The 17,508-nt window shown below is 63.2% G+C and carries 14 protein-coding genes and 2 pseudogenes; 5 read left to right on the top strand and 11 right to left on the bottom strand.

The window, feature by feature from the left end:
* Window positions 1–41: 41 nt before the first annotated feature.
* The 6 genes and pseudogenes from pgm to PMI38_RS14400 form a co-directional block, all read right to left on the bottom strand.
* Window positions 42–1,679: a phosphoglucomutase (alpha-D-glucose-1,6-bisphosphate-dependent) gene (pgm, locus tag PMI38_RS14375; RefSeq protein ID WP_008095207.1), complete on the bottom strand. Its 1,638-nt coding sequence runs from the start codon at window positions 1,677–1,679 to the stop codon at window positions 42–44.
* 84 nt (window positions 1,680–1,763) lie between these two features.
* Window positions 1,764–4,025 carry an ATP-dependent DNA helicase gene (locus PMI38_RS14380; RefSeq protein ID WP_008095209.1) on the bottom strand — a complete coding sequence of 754 codons (2,262 nt, stop codon included), beginning with the start codon at window positions 4,023–4,025 and terminating at the stop codon, window positions 1,764–1,766.
* The gene (locus tag PMI38_RS14385) at window positions 4,022–5,671 is read right to left on the bottom strand and encodes a VRR-NUC domain-containing protein (protein ID WP_043273663.1); all 1,650 of its coding nucleotides are present in this window, start codon (window positions 5,669–5,671) and stop codon (window positions 4,022–4,024) included. The genes PMI38_RS14380 and PMI38_RS14385 overlap by 4 nt, the downstream gene beginning before the upstream one ends.
* A gap of 117 nt (window positions 5,672–5,788) precedes the next feature.
* Window positions 5,789–7,129, bottom strand: a pseudogene (locus PMI38_RS14390) (aminotransferase-like domain-containing protein).
* Window positions 7,129–8,493: a hypothetical protein gene (locus PMI38_RS14395; protein ID WP_008095216.1), complete on the bottom strand. Its 1,365-nt coding sequence runs from the start codon at window positions 8,491–8,493 to the stop codon at window positions 7,129–7,131. The pseudogene PMI38_RS14390 and the gene PMI38_RS14395 overlap by 1 nt, the downstream one beginning before the upstream one ends.
* Before the next feature lie 491 nt (window positions 8,494–8,984).
* Window positions 8,985–10,007 (bottom strand): zinc-dependent alcohol dehydrogenase family protein, encoded by a 1,023-nt coding sequence (locus PMI38_RS14400; RefSeq protein WP_008095219.1) that lies wholly within the window; start codon window positions 10,005–10,007, stop codon window positions 8,985–8,987.
* Window positions 10,008–10,213: 206 nt separating this feature from the next.
* Between PMI38_RS14400 and PMI38_RS14405 the strand changes: the two genes are divergently transcribed.
* Window positions 10,214–11,128, top strand: a complete 915-nt coding sequence (locus tag PMI38_RS14405) for a LysR family transcriptional regulator (protein ID WP_008095221.1) — start codon at window positions 10,214–10,216, stop codon at window positions 11,126–11,128.
* 511 nt (window positions 11,129–11,639) lie between these two features.
* On the opposite strand, the gene PMI38_RS14410 is transcribed toward PMI38_RS14405, so the two are convergent.
* From PMI38_RS14410 to PMI38_RS27115, 4 genes are all read right to left on the bottom strand, one after another.
* Complete coding sequence (locus tag PMI38_RS14410) at window positions 11,640–12,164, bottom strand: cupin domain-containing protein (protein ID WP_008095223.1); 525 nt, start codon at window positions 12,162–12,164, stop codon at window positions 11,640–11,642.
* A 98-nt stretch (window positions 12,165–12,262) separates the two neighbouring features.
* Window positions 12,263–12,493 (bottom strand): hypothetical protein, encoded by a 231-nt coding sequence (locus tag PMI38_RS14415; RefSeq protein ID WP_008095225.1) that lies wholly within the window; start codon window positions 12,491–12,493, stop codon window positions 12,263–12,265.
* A 98-nt stretch (window positions 12,494–12,591) separates the two neighbouring features.
* Entirely contained in the window at window positions 12,592–13,005 is a 414-nt protein-coding gene (locus PMI38_RS14420) for an NUDIX hydrolase (protein WP_043273670.1), read from the bottom strand.
* A 185-nt stretch (window positions 13,006–13,190) separates the two neighbouring features.
* A complete protein-coding gene (locus PMI38_RS27115) occupies window positions 13,191–13,352 on the bottom strand; it encodes a hypothetical protein (RefSeq protein ID WP_008095228.1) in 162 nt (53 codons plus the stop codon).
* 207 nt (window positions 13,353–13,559) lie between these two features.
* Between PMI38_RS27115 and PMI38_RS14425 the strand changes: the two genes are divergently transcribed.
* Window positions 13,560–14,099 carry a type 1 glutamine amidotransferase domain-containing protein gene (locus PMI38_RS14425; protein WP_008095230.1) on the top strand — a complete coding sequence of 180 codons (540 nt, stop codon included), beginning with the start codon at window positions 13,560–13,562 and terminating at the stop codon, window positions 14,097–14,099.
* A 59-nt stretch (window positions 14,100–14,158) separates the two neighbouring features.
* Here PMI38_RS14425 and PMI38_RS14430 read toward each other — a convergent pair whose 3' ends face one another.
* Entirely contained in the window at window positions 14,159–14,683 is a 525-nt protein-coding gene (locus PMI38_RS14430; protein WP_008095232.1) for a hypothetical protein, read from the bottom strand.
* A gap of 236 nt (window positions 14,684–14,919) precedes the next feature.
* Here PMI38_RS14430 and PMI38_RS14435 point away from each other — a divergent pair, with 236 nt between their 5' ends.
* From PMI38_RS14435 to PMI38_RS26170, 3 genes and pseudogenes are all read left to right on the top strand, one after another.
* Window positions 14,920–15,423: a CinA family protein gene (locus PMI38_RS14435; protein ID WP_008095234.1), complete on the top strand. Its 504-nt coding sequence runs from the start codon at window positions 14,920–14,922 to the stop codon at window positions 15,421–15,423.
* A gap of 9 nt (window positions 15,424–15,432) precedes the next feature.
* A pseudogene (locus tag PMI38_RS27915) lies at window positions 15,433–15,501 on the top strand (DUF421 domain-containing protein); the annotation flags it as partial.
* Between the two features lie 198 nt (window positions 15,502–15,699).
* Window positions 15,700–17,391: a response regulator gene (locus PMI38_RS26170; protein WP_008095236.1), complete on the top strand. Its 1,692-nt coding sequence runs from the start codon at window positions 15,700–15,702 to the stop codon at window positions 17,389–17,391.
* The last annotated feature ends 117 nt before the right edge of the window (window positions 17,392–17,508 follow it).

The following is a 17,508-nucleotide window of genomic DNA, read 5'->3' on the forward strand; positions in this document are numbered from 1 at the left end:
TGCCGGCGATGGGCTGCAAAGCAGCCCCCTTCACCAATCAATCAGGCAATCGCCGCATCCACCAGCACCTGCGCTTCCGCCACCAAGCGCTGCAGGTGCGCCTCGTCGACAAAACTCTCGGCATAGATCTTGTAGATATCCTCGGTACCCGAAGGCCGCGCGGCGAACCAGCCGTTGGCCGTCATCACCTTCAACCCCCCAATCGCCTGGCCGTTGCCCGGCGCATGGCTGAGGATCTGCACAATCGGCTCACCCGCAAGCTCGGTCGACTTGACCTGCTCTGGCGCCAGCTTGCTCAACAATGCCTTCTGCCGCGCATCGGCCTTGGCCTCGACACGGGTTGCGAACGGCTTGCCTAGCGCTTGCGTGAGGTCGTCATAGGCCTGGCTCGGGTTGCGACCGGTGCGCGCGGTCATCTCGGCCGCCAGCAACGCCGGGATCAGGCCGTCCTTGTCGGTGGCCCACACCGAACCGTCCTTGCGCAGGAACGAAGCGCCGGCGCTCTCCTCGCCGCCAAAGCCCAACGAGCCGTCGAACAGGCCCTGGGCAAAGAACTTGAAGCCCACCGGCACCTCATACAGCTCACGCCCCAGACGCTCGGTCACCCGGTCGATCATGCCGCTGGACACCACGGTCTTGCCCACCGCGGCATCGCTGCGCCATTGCGGGCGGTGGCGGTACAGGTAGTCGATGGCCACGGCCAGGTAGTTGTTCGGCTGCAGCAGCCCATCGGCGGTGACGATGCCGTGGCGGTCGTGGTCCGGGTCGCAGGCGAAGGCCACGTCGAAGCGCTCGCGCAAGCCGATCAGGCCTTGCATGGCGTAGGGCGAGGACGGGTCCATGCGGATCTGGCCGTCCCAGTCGACGGTCATGAAGCGGAAGGTCGGGTCGACCTCGGTGTTGACCACTTCCAGGTTCAGTTGGTAGCGCTCGGCGATCGCCGACCAGTAGCGCACCCCTGCCCCGCCCAGCGGGTCGACGCCCAGGCGCAGGTTGGCGGCGCGAATCACATCGAAGTCGATGACGTTTTCCAGGTCGGCCACGTAGTGTTCGATGTAGTCATGGCGCTGGGTGGTCGGCGCCTGCAGCGCCTGGGCATAGTCCATGCGCTTGACCCCGGCGAGGTCCGCGGCCAGCAGTTCGTTGGCCTTGGCCTCGATCCATTTGGTCACATCGCTGTCGGCCGGGCCGCCATTGGGCGGGTTGTACTTGAAACCACCGCTTTGCGGCGGGTTGTGCGAGGGGGTGATGACGATGCCATCGGCCAGGCCCTGCGCACGACCACGGTTGTAGCAAAGGATGGCATGCGACACCGCAGGCGTCGGGGTGTACTCGTCGTCTTTCGACAGCATCACCTGCACGCCATTGGCGGCCAGCACTTCCAGCGCGCTGGCGGCGGCCGGCGCGGACAAGGCGTGGGTATCGGCACCGATGAACAGCGGGCCGTCGATGCCTTTTTCCTGACGGTACAGGCAGATCGCCTGGGTGATCGCCAGCACGTGGCTTTCGTTGAAGCTCAGATCAAACGAACTGCCCCGGTGTCCCGAGGTGCCGAAGGCCACGCGCTGGGCCGCCACGGCGGCGTCAGGGCGGCCGGTGTAGTAAGCGGTGAGCAGGCGGGGGATATCGACCAGCACGCTGGCCGGAGCCGGCTTGCCTGCCAAAGGACTGAGCGTCATGCAGAAACCTCGAGTTCAACGGATGTTGGGGTTGGAACACGCAGTGTACTGGGAGTTGCAATGCCGCGCGACGGCCCGTCGGGATTATTCGCTGGCCGTTCGCCACCAGCTGGGAAACATCTGCTGCACCCGCGTTTCGGCGAAGCGCTGATCGATCAGCACCAGCACGCCACGGTCCTGGTCGCCCCGTATGACGCGGCCTGCCGCCTGGATGACCTTGCGCACGCCCGGGTACAGGTAGGCATAGTCGAACCCCGCGCCAAACTGGCGGCCCAGGCGTTGCTTGAACTGCTCGTTGACCGGGTTGACCTGGGGGAGCCCGAGGGTGGCGACGAAGGCCCCGATCAAGCGCGTGCCGGGCAGGTCCACGCCTTCGCCGAAGGCGCCACCGAGCACGGCAAAACCAACCCCCTGTCCATCGGCCACGAAGCGATCGAGAAACCCCTGGCGTGCCGCTTCATCCATGCCAGGTGCCTGGGCCCACAACGGGATCGCGGGGTGCTGTTCGGCCAGCAGGCTGGCCACCTGCTGCAGGTATTCGAAGCTGCTGAAGAACGCCAGGTAGTTGCCCGGCTGGCGCTGGTACTGTTCGGCAATCAGCGCCACGATCGGCGCCAGCGATGCCTGGCGTTCGCCGTAGCGGGTCGACACCTGGCTGGCGATGCGCACTTCGAGCTGCTCGGCACGAAACGGCGCGGCCACTTCCAGCCAGGCGGTATCGGCCGGCATGCCCAAGAGGTCGGTATAGAAATGCCGTGGGCTGAGGGTGGCGGAAAACAGCGTCACGCTGCGCGCGGCCTGCATGCGCGGGCCAAGCAGGCGAGCCGGGTTGACGTTGCGCAGGCAGAGGCTGGCGAGCTTGCGCTTGCGCGGGCCCTCGCGCAGGGTGATGTCGAACAGGAAATGCTCATCGAACAGCTCGGCGACCCGGCTGAACTGCAGGGCCTGGTAGAAGAACTGCAGCACTTGTGGGTCCAGCTCGGCGGGCTGCTGGTTCAGGCGTTCCTGGATCAGCCCGATGCACTGCTGCAACGCGCGCAGAAAATCATCGGGCAATCGCTCGCTGGCCTGATAAGGCGCCCGCTGCGCCTTGTACAGGGCATTCCACTGCCGGTTCAGCCGGTCCAGCGCGCTGGTCAGACCTTGCGGCTTGCTCTGGCGCAACGCGAGCAACTGGCCCTGGTCAAGGCTGGCGCTGTACATGCCACGGCCGCGCTCGACCAGGTTGTGCGCCTCGTCCACCAGCGCCGCGACGCGCCACTGGTTGGCCTGGGCCAGGCTGAAGAGCAAGGCGTGGGCGTCGAAGTAGTAGTTGTAGTCGGCCACCAGCACATCTACCCAGCGGGCCATCTCCTGGCCGAGGTAGTACGGGCAGACCTGGTGCGCAAGAGCCACCTCACGCAGGTTGTCGCGGTCCAGCAAGGGGCGCTGCGCCGCCGCCTCGCGTGCGGCCGGCAGGCGGTCGTAGAACCCCTGGGCCAATGGGCAGGACTCGCCGTGGCAGGCCTTGTCGGGGTGCTCGCAGGCTTTGTCCCGGGCGATCAGTTCCAGGGTGCGCAAGGCGGGTTGCGGGGCAGCCTCGGTCATCTGCCGAAGGGCATCCAGCGCCAGCGCCCGGCCCGGGGTCTTGGCCGTCAGGAAAAACAGCTTGTCGAGCTGTTGCGGGACCATGGCCTTGAGCAGCGGAAACAGCGTGCCCAGGGTCTTGCCGATGCCCGTGCTGGCCTGGGCCATCAGGCAGCGCCCGGTGCTCACCGCCTTGTACAGGGTCTCGGCCAGCTGGCGCTGGCCCTGGCGGAACTGCGGGTAGGGAAACGCCAGCGCCTGGAGCCCCTGGTCACGCTCGGCCAGGCGGCGCTCCTGGCCTTGGGCCCAGGCCAGGAAGCGCTGGCACTGGGTTTCGAAGAAGGTGCGCAAGGTATCGGCACTGTAGTGTTCGCCGATCAGCGTCTGGCCGTCGTTGTCGACGTCCAGGTACACCAGCGCCACCTCGATGGCGGTCAACTGCCGCGCCTGGCACAAGAGCCAGGCATAGACCTTGGCCTGGGCCCAGTGCAACTGGCGATGGTTGGCCGGCTGGCGCGTCAGGTCGCCGCGGTAGGTCTTGATCTCCTCCAGGCGGTTGGCGACAGGGTCGTAGCCGTCGGCACGGCCGCGCACCTGCAAGCCTTGATAATGGCCTTCGAGGGGGACTTCCGCCTCATAGCCGGCAGCACGCCTGGCCACCACCCGACGGTGGCCTTCGATACCCTCCTGAGCCGTGGGCGATGGGGTGAAGCGCAGGTCCAGGTCACCCACCTTGGCACTGAACTCGCACAGGGCGCGCACTGCCACCCTGTAGCTCACGCCGGCTCACTCCAGCGCACATGACAAACCGCCACCGGCAAGCCGTGTTCGGCGCAGAACGCCAGCCAGCGCAACTGGTTATCCTGCAGGCGATCACCCGGGCCCTTGACCTCGACCATGCGGTACTCGCCCTGCTCGGGCCAGAACTGGATCAGGTCGGGCATGCCGGCGCGGTTGTTGCGGATGTCCTGCAGCAGGCGCAGGAAACACTGCTTGAGGTGTGCGGGCGGCAGGCAGGCCAACGCCTGTTCGAGCAAGGCCTGGTCGAGCATCTGCCAGAACACGAACGGCGATTGCAGGCCGTACTTGGCGGCAAAGCAATCGAGAATGGCCTGGCGATGCGTGCCATCGTCGAGCCGCCCCAGGCAGGCATCGAACAGCGCTGCACGGCGCAGCTGGAAATCGCTGTCGTGCAAGTCCTGGGGCGCGGCCTGGAACGGATTGAAGAATGCGCCAGGGACCGGCGCGAAAATCGCGTCCCAACACAACAGGCCGAACAGGCTGTTGAGCAGCGTGTTTTCCACGTAGTGCACCTGCCCGCCGGCCTGCGTCAGGTTTTGCCGCACCGCCTCCTCGACACCCAGCGCAGCGAGCTCGCGCGGCAGATCCAGCTCGATCAGCTGCGGTGCCAGGGTGCGGCGGCGCGGTTGCGCTGGCCCGCCGAGCTTGCGCGCCAGCCGCGGCAACATGCGCTCCAGCGCCTGCACTTCCAGCGCGTTGGCGGGTGCAGCGGCCAGTTGCAGGGCCAATTCATGGGCTTCTGGCCAGCGCTCGCTGCGTTCGAGCACTCGCACCTGGCGAATGCGCGCTTGTGCATGGCTGCTACGGGCATACACCGACAGCGCCTGGTCCCAGTCGCCCAGCCGCTCGCACTGCTGGCCCAGGGCAAACAACAGGCGCCCGTGGCGCCGGGCCAGCCACGGGTTGTCGCTGCGCCACGGAGCCAGGTCATCGAGGATCGTCGCAGGTGCCTCACCTTGTTCCAGGCGCTCGGCACAGTGGTGCAAAGCCATCGCCAGGTCGACCTCACTGCGTTGCTGCAGGGCGCGTGAGCCGGGGCTGAACGGCACTTGCTCGAAGCGCAGCAGGCCCAGGTCGGTGAGCACGAAGTCCGACCAGTCCTGATACAGGTTGCCAAAGAACAGCAAGCGCATGCGGTCGCACAGCGGCTGCAGGCACCACTGAAGAATGCACACCGGCGCATCGGCATACCATTGCGACAGCGGCCTGGGCGCCAGTGCCAGGGCTTGCAGCTGGTCGAACAGGTCGCGCTTGGCGGCGCGAGGCCGGCTCAGTTGCTGGGCGAAACACTGGGCCAGCTCGTCCTTGCGCAGCAACGCGAACAACTGCTCAAGGCTCAACTGCTCGGGCTCGCGTACCCAGCCCAACGCCTGCAGTGGCTGCAGGGCGCGCACGGTATCGCCGATCTCGGCATAGTCGAGCCGGTCGCTGCGAAACAGCTCGCCCTTGCGCATCACCATGCGCACCATCAGCGCCTGGGCCGGTTGCTCCAGGGCCGTGAAGGCCTGAAGGAACGCCAGCTCCTGGGCGTCGAGCAGGTCGGCATAGCGGTGTTCGACCCACTGCAACACCTGGCGAAAGTTATGCAGGTAGTACAGCGGGTCATCGACGGAATGGGCAATCACAAGGCACGGTCGGTCAGCAGGCATGGACACTGTTTATACATACAGATAACACGCACTGGCAAGCACCATGGATCGCCTTGCCTGAGGCCCGGCACCCTGCCGACGAATGGCGCTCGCTCACACGTCGTCATCCGCCTGCCGACCGCCGGGCTGCGCCAGCGTTTCGCCCAACTTGCAGACCGCCTCGCGCAGCGCGTCGGCCCCCTCCCCCGTCCAGGTCAGCAGCAGGTGGTGTTGATAGCGCCCCTGCGCGCTGAACTGAGCGCCCGCCAGTGCTGGCAAGACGGTGCCAGCCATCGCCGTCGCCACGCGATCCACCGATACCGGGTCCAGCAGACGCACCCACACGGCATGCCCACCCTCGGGCACGGCAAACTCCAGTTGCCCGCCCAGGTGCGCCTGCAGTTGATGACAGAGCTGTCGCATGCGCCGGGCCAGGACCGCACGCTGGCGGTTCAGGTGTTCGTCTATCTCCCCCTTGGCGAACATCTGCGCCAGGGCCTGTTGGCGCAGCGGCGGCAACTGATACGCACGCCGGGCAAACGCTTCGCCCATGGCCGGATGCCGGCCAAGCACATAGGCGTAGGGTGCCTCGGCCCCGACCGTCGCTTCCAGGGAGCCCAGCACCAGCAGCCAGCGTTGATCGACCCAGTCACGCAGATGCGTGCCGGGTGACGGGGTGAACCGGCGTTCGCTATCCAGATCATTCTCAAGCAACCACACCGGATGCCGTGCCAGCAGTTGGGCGAGCTGTTGCTGATCGTGCGGCGACATCATTCGCCCGCCGGGAAGCCCCAGGCATGACGGCATGATCAACATCCGCACCGTGCCTTGCCCGAGCAGCCGTGCCAGGCTGCCCAGGTCGAAGCCGCCATGATGATCCAGCGGCACTTCCAGCACCTGCAAGCCAAAGCGCTGCAAGACCTGCAGCAAACGCCAGCAACAGGGTGACGCCACCAGGACCGTGCTCCCCTGCAGCGCCAAGGCTCCCAGCAGGGTTTCCAGCAATGCCTGTACGTCGGGTCCCAGGTGCACATGCTCCGGCTTCCAGGGTCGGCTGCCCGTGCGGGTATAGCGGGCAGCCAACGCCTCCCGCAGGCGCGCGCCAGCACTGCACGGCGACACGGCGTGCGCTTACGCTCGCTGGCGCGCCAAACGCCGCTCGTGGGCGAACAGCGAACCTTCGAGGCTCGGCTGCACCGGCTCGGGGCAGCGGCGCAAGCGATTTGCGCCCCCATTGACGCGGGGCTGCACGAAGTAGCCGGATTTCGCCACCGAACGCACACGCCCTTCATTTTCCAGCAGGCCATAGGCCGCCTGCACGGTAGCCAGCGACACCCGCAGATGCCGGGCCAAGGCACGCAACGAGGGCAGGCGCTGCTCCCCACTCCGCTCGGCCTGGTCGATCAACGCTTGCAGATAGCGATAGACCTTGTGATAGGCGAACTCTCGCCCCATCAGGATGACGCCTCGCGATCCACCGGGCGGGGCAGCAAGCGCAGGTGCACATCGCGCCGCGCCAGCGCCGCCAACAGACGCCGAGTAACGTGCTGCAGGTGCCCGGCATAGACAACCCGCAAATGCCGAAGCGAAAGACCGCTGGTATTGACCAGCCAGTTCTTGACCGCGTCAGGGCAGGATTTGCCTTGCAAGGCACGGTGCAGATAAGGCAAGGCCACCAGCATGTCGGGGTGGCGACACTGCAGAAAGTGCTCCAACCCCCGCCCCTGTTCGGCGAAAGGGCCATACAGCATGCAGATGAGCTGGGCCTGGTCGACGCCATGAACCTGGGTGAGGCGCGCGGGCTGTGGCCTTTGCGCACTGCCCGAGGCCCGCTGGCCAACCAGCCGCAACGGCTCCCGTGGCCGGGCCGGCGCCAGGCAGCGCGCGCGCAGTTCCTGCAGCTGCGCCACTGCCAGTGGGTCGAGGTAGGCCGCCAGCGGCATGGCGTCCTGCGACGGCGCGAAAGGCTGATCCATCATGCGATCGAGCGCCCCCTCAGACAGCAGCTGGGGCAACAGATCATCAATGGCCAGCAGCCGCATCGGCGCTTGTGCAAGCGGCTCATGGCTTGGCATTTCCGGCTCGCCTACCGGTAGCCCGGCAAGCCCATGCAACTGACGCAGTCGCTCGGCCAGGCTCGCCAGGCAGGGGGTCGCGGTGAGCTGGCCGGTGTCCCCCGCAAGGCGCAAGCCCCTGCGCGCCCAGGCCAGGTAACGCCGCCGCTTGCCCACAGGCATGGCGGTCACCAGCGCATCTGCACAAGGCTGGTCTTCGCCGGTCAGCCCCACGGCAGCAGCCAGTTCAAGGTGCATGCGGCTACCCAGCAGCGCTTCGGGCCGCGAGTCGATCAGATGGCCGAACAGCAACATCGCATCGCGTGCCAATGCCCAAGGCTCACAGGCCCTGGGCTGGCGGTCGAAGGGCACCACCCTCCCCGCCGCGACCATCTGCAAGTGAACGCGCGGGTCGTCATGCAAGAACAGGGTGTCGAAACAACGTTGATGCTGCTCCAGCAGCGCGCGTCCGGTCGCCGGCAGGCCTACCACCCGCACCTCCAGCTGGAAGGTCAACGGTGCGCGCAGGGCGATGCTCAACTGCGCGGCACGCAAGATGGCCAGCAGACGGGCGCTGCGGTTATCGGCGCCCTGCACCACGAGCAGTTTGAAATCGCCGATGTATTCCGGCCCTCCGGACGTCACCAGCAAACGCTGGATAAGCAACTGCAATGAGGCACGCTGGGGTTGGGTCATATGGCCCAACAAACTTTCTAGAACTTGTTGGTAGATATAGTGCATAGCCTGATCGTGAATATGGCTCACGGGTCACCTCACCGCTTCAGTCACGCGTCGCACAGGAGATGTTTTGAATCAATAACTGCGCGACGAAATCAATAGGAGAAAATTCCTATTTATATTTAGGAAAAACTGAAGTAGCGAAACACTGTCGCCAAGCCATCGAGAAAAAAGATCCCCTTCGCGCACCAGCTGCCTGGCGCCCTAGCCCGGCGTGGGGCCACCCCTTCTCCATCGCACGCTCCTTGCGTTAAGTATCACTGCGCCATTATCAAGCGTTGCTGAACGAATAAAAGATACAGATGCCGGTAAAAAAACCATGCAGTCAGAAGACAAATACCCCGGCGATCAATTACTCATCGAGAAAACAGAAAGCGATTTCAGGAAAGTGGCAGCGACACACATATTTAACGCGGAAAGCACACAGGAAAATTGAAGTTTTTTTGTAGGAAACTTCTTATTATTCAGGCAGAAAAAACCCGGGCTTAGCCCGGGTCCATTTCGTTGCCATAGCCCTCTCAGGGCTGTCCCATGTCCAGCACCACCCGCCCACCACACGGACATTCATCCATGCACTGATGGGCCTCGACCACCTGACTGAACGGAAACACCTTGATGATCTGCGGTGTCAGCAGTTGGTCGGCGGTGAACTGGTTGATATCGCGCAGGGCTCGCTGCAAGGCCACCTGATCCTGGCTGATCCCCAGCTCCGGCTTGCCGGTGAAGTTGCCGATGCAGTGCACGTGGAACTGGATGTTCTTCTGGAACGCCGCACAGGCCGGGAACGGTGTCTGGTTGCCCCCTTGCAGGCCATACAGCACCAGGCTGCCACGCGGCGCCAGCACATCGCCGAGCAGCGACATCTGTGGCCCGCCCATGCCATCGAGGACCATGTCCACGCCACGCCCGTTGGTGTACTTGCCGACCTGCATCAGCAGGTCCTGCTCTTCGGTGACGATCACCTTGTCGGCCCCCAGCCCCAGCAGGTATTCGCGCTGCTCGGGTTCCTTGGTGGCGGCGAAGACCGTGAGCCCAAGCGCCTTGCCCAGTTGCACGAATGCAGGGCCCGCGCAATGGCTGGCGTCGGTCACCAGGGCGGTCTGCCCGGCCTTGGCCCGGGCCAGGTCGACGTAGGCGAAGTAGGCGATCAGCAAGGGCGTGTAGTGCACGCTGGCTTCGATCGGCGTGAGCACGTCCGGGTAACGGGTAATGGCGGTGCGCGGCAGCACGATGACATCGCCATACACCGGATGCTCGTTGGCACTGGCGGCCGGGAAGCTGGCCACCCGGTCACCGACCGCGATATCGTCGACACCCTCGCCGACCGCCGTCACCACGCCCGCCATCTCACTGCCGATCCCGGCCGGCAGGCGGGCCTGGGACGGTGCCAGGTTCTGCCGCCAGAGCACGTCGTACCAGCTCACGCCAATCGCCTCGACGCGGATCTGCACCTCGCCAACGGCAGGTGATGGTTCGGCCTGCTCCTCGCAACGGAGCACATCGGCAGCGCCGAACTTGTGGAAACGGATCATGCGGGACATCGCATACCTCGCCTGTGTGAACCTCGTATTACCACGAACTTTATCCGGGCTTTAGCCGTTAGACCATCAGTGGCGGTTAATAGTCGACATGCCTGTCATCGATTGGGCACCTGGCTTTCCTGTGCATTGGCACCCGGAAATCGGTGCAGGGTAACAGCCTTTGGCCTTAAGATTCACCCCTGCCCCATTTATGGCGAAGCGCACCGATGAATCGAAACGACCTGCGTCGCGTAGACCTCAACTTGCTGATCGTGTTCGAAACCCTGATGCATGAGCGTAGCGTGACCCGTGCCGCCGAGAAGCTGTTCCTCGGCCAGCCGGCGATCAGCGCGGCCCTGTCGCGCCTGCGCAACCTGTTCGACGACCCGTTGTTCGTGCGCACCGGCCGCAGCATGGAGCCCTCGGCGCGCGCCAACGAGATCTTCGCCCTGCTCTCCCCGGCGCTGGACTCGATTTCCACCGCCGTCAGTCGCGCCGCCGAGTTCGACCCGGCCACCAGCAACGCCGTGTTCCGTATCGGCCTGTCGGACGACGCCGAATTCGCCCTGCTGCCGCAACTGCTCAAGCGCATTCGCGCCGAGGCGCCGGGCATCGTGCTGGTGGTACGCCGGGTCAACTACCTGCTGATGCCGACCTTGCTGGCCTCGGGCGAAATCTCCGTGGGTGTGAGCTACACCAACGAACTGCCGGCCAACGCCAAGCGCAAGGTACTGCGCCGCAGCATGCCCAAGCTGCTGCGCGCCGACAGCGTGCCGGGCAGCATCAGCCTGGACGATTTCTGCGCCAGGCCGCATGCACTGGTGTCGTTCGCCGGCGACCTGTCCGGGTTCATCGACGAAGCGCTGGAGGAAATCGGCCGCAAGCGCCACGTGGTGCTGGCCGTGCCGCAGTTCAATGGCCTGGGGAGTCTGCTGGCGGGGACAGACATTGTCGCCACGGTGCCGGACTACACGGCGGATGCGCTGACTGCCGCTGGAGGGTTGCGCGCCGAGGACCTGCCGATCGAGGTGCGCAGTTTCGAGCTGCACATGGCTTGGCGGGGGGCGCAGGACAATGACCCGGCGGAGCGGTGGTTGCGGTCGCGGATACAGATGTTCTTCGGCAGCGATGAAAACATGTAGAGGCAAAACCTGGGATCTCCTATCGGCGCGGTCGTCCTGCTGCAGGGCCTTCCGTCGCTCAGCGGGCACCCTCTCGCGGGCGGCAGGCCGAACAGAGGGTGAACAACCTAAAAAGGAGTTCCACCATGACACCAGCAAAACCCTCTACGTTACTGCTCGCACTGTGCCTGGGCTTCGCTGCCCCCCTTGCATTGGCCGCCACAGACCTGAACGATCAGCGCGCCCCAGGCATGCAACCGCCCGTCAATGGACAAATGAACGGCCAAGGCGATGCGACTGGCTCAGGAACACCCGGCGATGGCATGGGTACGGGTGATGGCGGTACTGATGACAATGGGACGGACAACACCGGAGGTGACGGTACCAACAGTGGCTCGGGAACCGGCAGTAATGGCGCTGGTGGTAGCGGCACAGGCTCGGGCAGTGGTAGCAGTGGCTCAGCCGGTAGTGGATCAGGCGCAGGTTCCGGCAGCTAGCAGAAATGGCTGGCCCTGCAGAAGCGGGGGTGCACTCAACGCCAATGCGTCATCAACGCGCCTCGGGTGCCGCAGACCGGGTCTTGCGCAGGGCACGGCACCTTGGCGATGCGCGCCAGGGCGCACGGGTGCGCGGTGCTGTCGGGCCGCTGAATGTCGTAGTCTTCCTGCCCTTGAGGATAGGCACCAACCACCAGGAAGTCATCGCTGCACTCGATGCAGCGATGGCCCGTGCCCGCCGGCAGCACCAGGACATCGCCCCGTTTCACGCTCATGCTCTGCCCGGCCTCCCCGCCAAGCGTCAATCGGGCCCGCCCGCAAGCAATGCCCAGCGCCTCATGGGCGTTCGGGTGAAAGTGGTGATAATCGAAGATTCCGTCACGCCAGAGCGGGGTCCATTGGTGAGCCGCAAACAAGGCTTCGAAGGCGCTGGCATCATCCCCTGACGGATCAAGCTTCAGCCGGTAGAGCAGTACGGGAAAACGGCTGTTCGGCGTCGCGCCGTCGTCTTCGAAATACAAAGCCTGCACGCTGGCATCCGCTGTGTTCATGAGCGTCATGATGCGCATCCTGATCAGTCATCGGTTCACTTTCGAACCCGCAGGCTGCTGCCAGGTTCCAGCCGGCAGACCGGTGTATCTGACGTGACCGGCCAACATTACGCGGTGTAAACCTCTATCTCGGACAGTCCAAGCAAATCGGCTTGAGCCATGATTTCGCTCGGCGATGCATCAGCGGCAGGAAGAACAAGGCCGTTTTCACTATCCCCAAAGTGCAACACGAGCAGGTGCATTGCAGCCTCGTGACGACCGAGTTGGTCTTGCTCCAACGCCAGCCGGTAACTTTTCGGTTCTTCAGCCAAGCGATATTCAATGTTGAAAGTTGCCATGCTCACCTCAAGATTTACGAGACTACCAAACCTGACCACAAGGCCAACAATCTGTTCCTGTGAGGATGGGCTGCTGTGTGAATACCTGGTCATGCTGGCTACTGGACGAGTTGCTGATCGAAGCGGACAAGCGACGAGAGATCCCTCGAAAGTAACGCAGCTGCCGTGGGCTTGAGCATGGTCGGGCTCAGCTGCCCCCACGCTACCCACCTGCAGGCCTCGATTCGCTTTCCAGGAACCACCCGGCAGCCATCAGGGATATCAGTGGAAAAAAGATGGTGGAGGATTTTCCCCACCTGGACAGTGCCAGCAATGTGCAGACTGGAACAATGCAGTGACAACTCGCTCCAGAGCTCTCGCGCGGCTGCAACGATTGGCGCTTCACCTGCTGCTAGTGCCCCACTTGGAAACTTCCATTTGCCGCCCTTTCTGCGCACAAGCAGAACCTTGTCGTTCTGGGTGCAGATAATGGTGGCCTTGGCTCTGACTGGGCGATGCTTGGCTACGCTCATGACAAATCGCACCTCAAGAACGCGCGACATCCTGAAAGCTGATGTGACCTTCCATACCATTGATGACCTGACGGATTGAAGCTCGGTTCCGAGCCCCCTCTCGACGGATCGAAATCGCTTATGTCGATTGGGTGACATGACGACGTTGGGCGCAGCCCAGATCAACACCTGGCCAATCAAGAACATCACTCTCTTGGGGTGCCCATCCCTTCATCAACGTTTTCTTGCTTCTTGCCATCCTCATCGTCTTCCAGATCGTCATCCATGAGCGGATCGTTTTCCACAGGGTCGGACGGTGTGGGGTCATCGGGATTCAAGCCACCTTGCTTTCTCGGATCGGTGCTCATGGCTGCATACCTCGGAAGAAATGCGTGATACCGCACCTTTTTGGATGATCCGCTGGAATCCTCGTTCAACTGGAGTTGCTGCCGTCGGTCGCGCTATCTCCCCGATTCGGCACTCGGAGATGGAGGCGAACCGCTGAGCATCGCGCAGGAACTTTGCCTGCCGGTGCCGGCCCCTAGTTGAGGTCTATCGGTAAAAGGAGATAAACAATGAGTGCACAACTGAACGGCAAACGCGTGGCCTTTCTGGTCACCGATGGCTTCGAGCAGGTGGAGCTGACCGGCCCGCGTGAAGCGCTGGAAAACAGTGGCGCGGTGGTCGATATCCTGGGCGAGAAAGAAGGCAAGGTACGCGGCTGGAACCATGACAAACCCGCCGACGAGTTCGAAGTGGATGCGTCGTTCGAGGATGCCCACCTCGACCTTTACGACGCCCTGGTGCTGCCCGGCGGCGTGCAGAACTCCGACACGATCCGCTTGAACACCGGTGCGCAAAAGCTGGTAAAGAGCCATGACGCGGCTGGCAAGCCGCTGGCCGTCATCTGCCACGGTGCCTGGTTGCTGGTGTCGAGTGGCTTGGTCAAAGGCAAGCGGATGACCAGCTACAAGACATTGCAGGACGACATTCGCAATGCGGGTGGCCTGTGGGTGGATGAGCAGGTGGTGGTGGACGGCAACCTGATCACCAGCCGCCAGCCGGACGATATTCCGGCCTTCAACGAGCAGTTGATCAAGGCGCTGGCAGGCTGAGCTCAGCGCTTCTGCGTCGCGCCCTCCGGTCGTGCTTCAGGGCGTCCCGAGGGCGCGGGTCACGCCAGCTGGATATAAACCGAGTAGGTGCCTAGCAAGACCCAGAAGCCGAGAAAAATCCAAGGCGTGCGCAGGGAAAACAGCAGCGATTTGCGGTGCCCCGCCCGAGAGGTTTCCGCTTCGCAGAACAACGGCGATTCGTCATACGCCAATCCCATCATGGGCTCACCGCGCAGCAAGTGGCTTTGCTTGAGCTGCCAATGCTCGATGATCCGAAAGGCCGCGCGGATACCTGGCCAGGCGTTCAGCGAACTCAGCACGCCGAGCAGTGCGAGAAACGCCGGCACCATCAACGTGAACATCTCGCCCCAGCCCTGGTTCAGGTTGCCCATCGACGACACGAACGCGATCACCAGGAATGACTGAGCCGCGAGATAGGCATCGGTTCGGTTGGCCAGGATGGTGGTCTCGTACTGTATTTCGCGTCGATAGAAATCCAGGCGCTCTTTTGGGGTACCGAACATCCTCGCGTTCTGCTGATCGATCTCATGTTCGGGGGTGGTGGGTGTGATGATTCGCGGCACTTGGACGCTCCAGTTGAATGTCGAGCCTTACACAGAAAGCGCGAGACGCGGTCAGCGGTAGAGCTGACCAACCCTCGAGAATTCAATGCAAATGGGGAGCCCAGCTCCATTCCCTACAGTGATATCAACGCGGGTAATAAAGTTCAGGGCAAACACAAAGCGAACCTGCGCTAAACCGGTGAACCATTTACATCGCCGATACGTCCACCGCAAAAGGACAACGAGTCGACACCAAGATGGCAAGTGATCCGGTACTGGCCGTGCTCGGCTATCTCAAAGACCACCACCTGGTACTCACGACTGCCGAGTCCTGTACAGCAGGCTGCATGGTCGCTTTGCTGGCGGCCTTCCCGGGTACGGGCGAGGTACTGGAAAGCGGCTATGTCGTGTATTCGCCCTCCGCCAAGAAACGTCTGCTAGGGGTAAGCCCGGAAACCATCGAACGGTACGGGCTGACCAGCGAGCCAGTCGCCTGGGAGATGGCCCTAGGGGCATTGAAGGACAGCGATGCCAACGTCGTGATTGCAACGACCGGTGTAGCCGGGCCAAGCCCGGCATCCGGGGTTTTACCCGGCACGCTGTGCTTTGCGTGGGCATTTGCCGGCGAGCCGATTGCCGTGTTTACCCGTACCCAGCGATTTTCTGGAGAGCGAGCGCAAGTCATGCACGACGGCGCCGTCTATGGACTGACCCGACTGATCCATTATCACGAGCGCTGGCTGCGGGGGGAGCGCGCCTGAGGGGTATATTCCAGGCCCTTGGCGCGACTGCTGGACGGCCATGCAACGCTGGTCGTCGAAAATGCACGCTTTCTGCACCAACCGCGTGCATCGAGTCATCTTCAGTGGAGCAGCCGCAGAGCATAAAAACTCGATTTGAAACGTTGAACGGCACAGGCATATCCCACCGCCCGCGCACGCCTTACAGCTGACAATCACCCTCTCAGCCCCCCACTTCTCTGTTCTCCCGATTGTTCCCTACACTGGTTACACAGTCGACGGCAAAGAGCCGGGTGCATGAAACGCATAATCATCGCCGACGAGCAGCCACTGATCCGACATTCGATCCGGACGATTCTGGAAGCGGCCCACCATCAGGTGATAGCCGAGTGCGCTGAGGGTCCTGCGGCGCTGCAACACACCCTTGAGCTGCGCCCTGACTTGCTGATTCTGGAGCTGGCCCTGCCGCGCCTGGGTGGCCTGGAAGTGCTCCGACGCTTGCAACAGGCCGACAGCACGGCACGTACGCTGGTACTGACGGCACAGAACACCGAGCACTTTGCCGGGTTAAGCCTGCAGGCGGGAGCATCGGGTTTCGTTGGCAAGCACGAGTCGATGAGTGAATTGCTCACGGCCGTTGCCTGCGTGCTGAGCGGCCGCAGCTATTTCCCCAGCCAGGCGTTGAGCAATCTTTTCAGAACTGGCGCAGGCGATGAGTCGATGCAGTTGAAAAGCCTGTCGCACCGGGAAATGACCGTGCTGCGCTACCTGGCCAGCGGCAGCAGTAACAAGCGCATTGCCCATGAACTGGCGATCAGCGTGAGCACTGTCAGCACGTACAAGACGCGCCTGTTGGAGAAGCTCAACGTAAGCTCACTGGCCGAATTGCTGGACCTCGCCTGGCGCAACCAGTTGCTTGATCAGGTCCCCATGGCCCTGCCGCAGCTTAGCAATGACGTCGAGGTCCCCCTGACCGAGCAATTCCACGCCAAGTTCGACGACCTGCAATTGGCAATCAGCCTGCGCAACGAGGATGGCGAGTTGCTGGCCGCCAACCGCGCGTTCTTCGAGTTCTACGAAGTCAACGAAGCTGAGCAGTTGGGCCGGCGTTTCACCGACAGCGAGAGCCTGAAGCCGGAACAGGCGTTGCAACTGCATCAGATGTATCGCCAGGCCTACATGGACGCTAAGCCCTACTTCAGCCACATCGTACTCAGTGGCCCACGTCCGCGGTCGATCCTGCATTGGGGGGCCCCCTACCATGATCAGTCCGGCGCGCGACTGGGCATGATCTGTACCGGAGTGGATATCACTCGGAACGAGCAACAAATGCTGGAGCTCAAGCAAGCCAAACACAAGCTCGAAGCCTTGCAGCATCAGCACCGGCAGTTTCTGTTCGAGGTCGGCCAGCGCAGCCTTGCAGCCTATGATTCGCTGAGCCGCGACCTGCAGCAAGCCATGCTGCTTTCGCCCGACAATCCGGCGCTGAGCACCGCCCAGCGCACCCATGCGCAGTTGCATGACCAGCTTCGAGCCTTGCTTGATCTGGCCCGCCTGGAGAATGGCGAACGTCTACTATCAGCCCAGCCTGTCAAGCTTGCGCACCTCACCTTGCAAATTTGCCAGGCATTGGTCACCGAAGCGGGAATCGGTGACTTGCAAGTGGAAACCGGCGACCTCGACACCGAAGCCTGGATCGATGCCGGGCGTTACCGGCAATTGCTGTGGGTGATGTTGAGGCATGCGTCCCGGTGCGGTGCTACGCGCATGACGCTCAGTGCCCAGCTGCAAATCCTCCCCCAGGGCCAGCTCGATTGGACCGTGAGTCTTCATACGACTGAAAAGCTGCCGGGCGATGCCCTGCCATCAGGGCCGGAGGACACGCTATGCCAGCGGTTGGCGCGTCTGATGGGTGGCCGGTTCGAGCTGAGCAGTCAGCCGCACATGCTCGCGCTGCTGAAGCTGCGGCTTGATCAGTCCTTTGCCTAGTCAGCCACAGTCACCCTGTATTTGTAGTGTTTTAACTACACGACTTACGTGATCCAACGATTCTTCCTCACCCTCCCCAAGGGCGAACATGAGCCATCCGACCTTACCCAGGGTCAC

Origin of the sequence: Pseudomonas sp. GM84 (genome assembly GCF_000282535.1) — a bacterium.
GTDB lineage: Bacteria > Pseudomonadota > Gammaproteobacteria > Pseudomonadales > Pseudomonadaceae > Aquipseudomonas.

What these genes read in the sequence shown, in the direction of transcription:
- PMI38_RS14400 (WP_008095219.1), bottom strand. Translation starts at nt 10,007, where the DNA reads ATGTCCCGCATGATCCGTTTCCACAAGTTCGGCGCTGCCGATGTGCTC.
- PMI38_RS14420 (WP_043273670.1), bottom strand. Translation starts at nt 13,005, where the DNA reads ATGAGCGTAGCCAAGCATCGCCCAGTCAGAGCCAAGGCCACCATTATC.
- pgm (WP_008095207.1), bottom strand. Translation starts at nt 1,679, where the DNA reads ATGACGCTCAGTCCTTTGGCAGGCAAGCCGGCTCCGGCCAGCGTGCTG.
- PMI38_RS26170 (WP_008095236.1), top strand. Translation starts at nt 15,700, where the DNA reads ATGAAACGCATAATCATCGCCGACGAGCAGCCACTGATCCGACATTCG.
- PMI38_RS14435 (WP_008095234.1), top strand. Translation starts at nt 14,920, where the DNA reads ATGGCAAGTGATCCGGTACTGGCCGTGCTCGGCTATCTCAAAGACCAC.
- PMI38_RS27115 (WP_008095228.1), bottom strand. Translation starts at nt 13,352, where the DNA reads ATGAGCACCGATCCGAGAAAGCAAGGTGGCTTGAATCCCGATGACCCC.
- PMI38_RS14410 (WP_008095223.1), bottom strand. Translation starts at nt 12,164, where the DNA reads ATGACGCTCATGAACACAGCGGATGCCAGCGTGCAGGCTTTGTATTTC.
- PMI38_RS14405 (WP_008095221.1), top strand. Translation starts at nt 10,214, where the DNA reads ATGAATCGAAACGACCTGCGTCGCGTAGACCTCAACTTGCTGATCGTG.
- PMI38_RS14425 (WP_008095230.1), top strand. Translation starts at nt 13,560, where the DNA reads ATGAGTGCACAACTGAACGGCAAACGCGTGGCCTTTCTGGTCACCGAT.
- PMI38_RS14415 (WP_008095225.1), bottom strand. Translation starts at nt 12,493, where the DNA reads ATGGCAACTTTCAACATTGAATATCGCTTGGCTGAAGAACCGAAAAGT.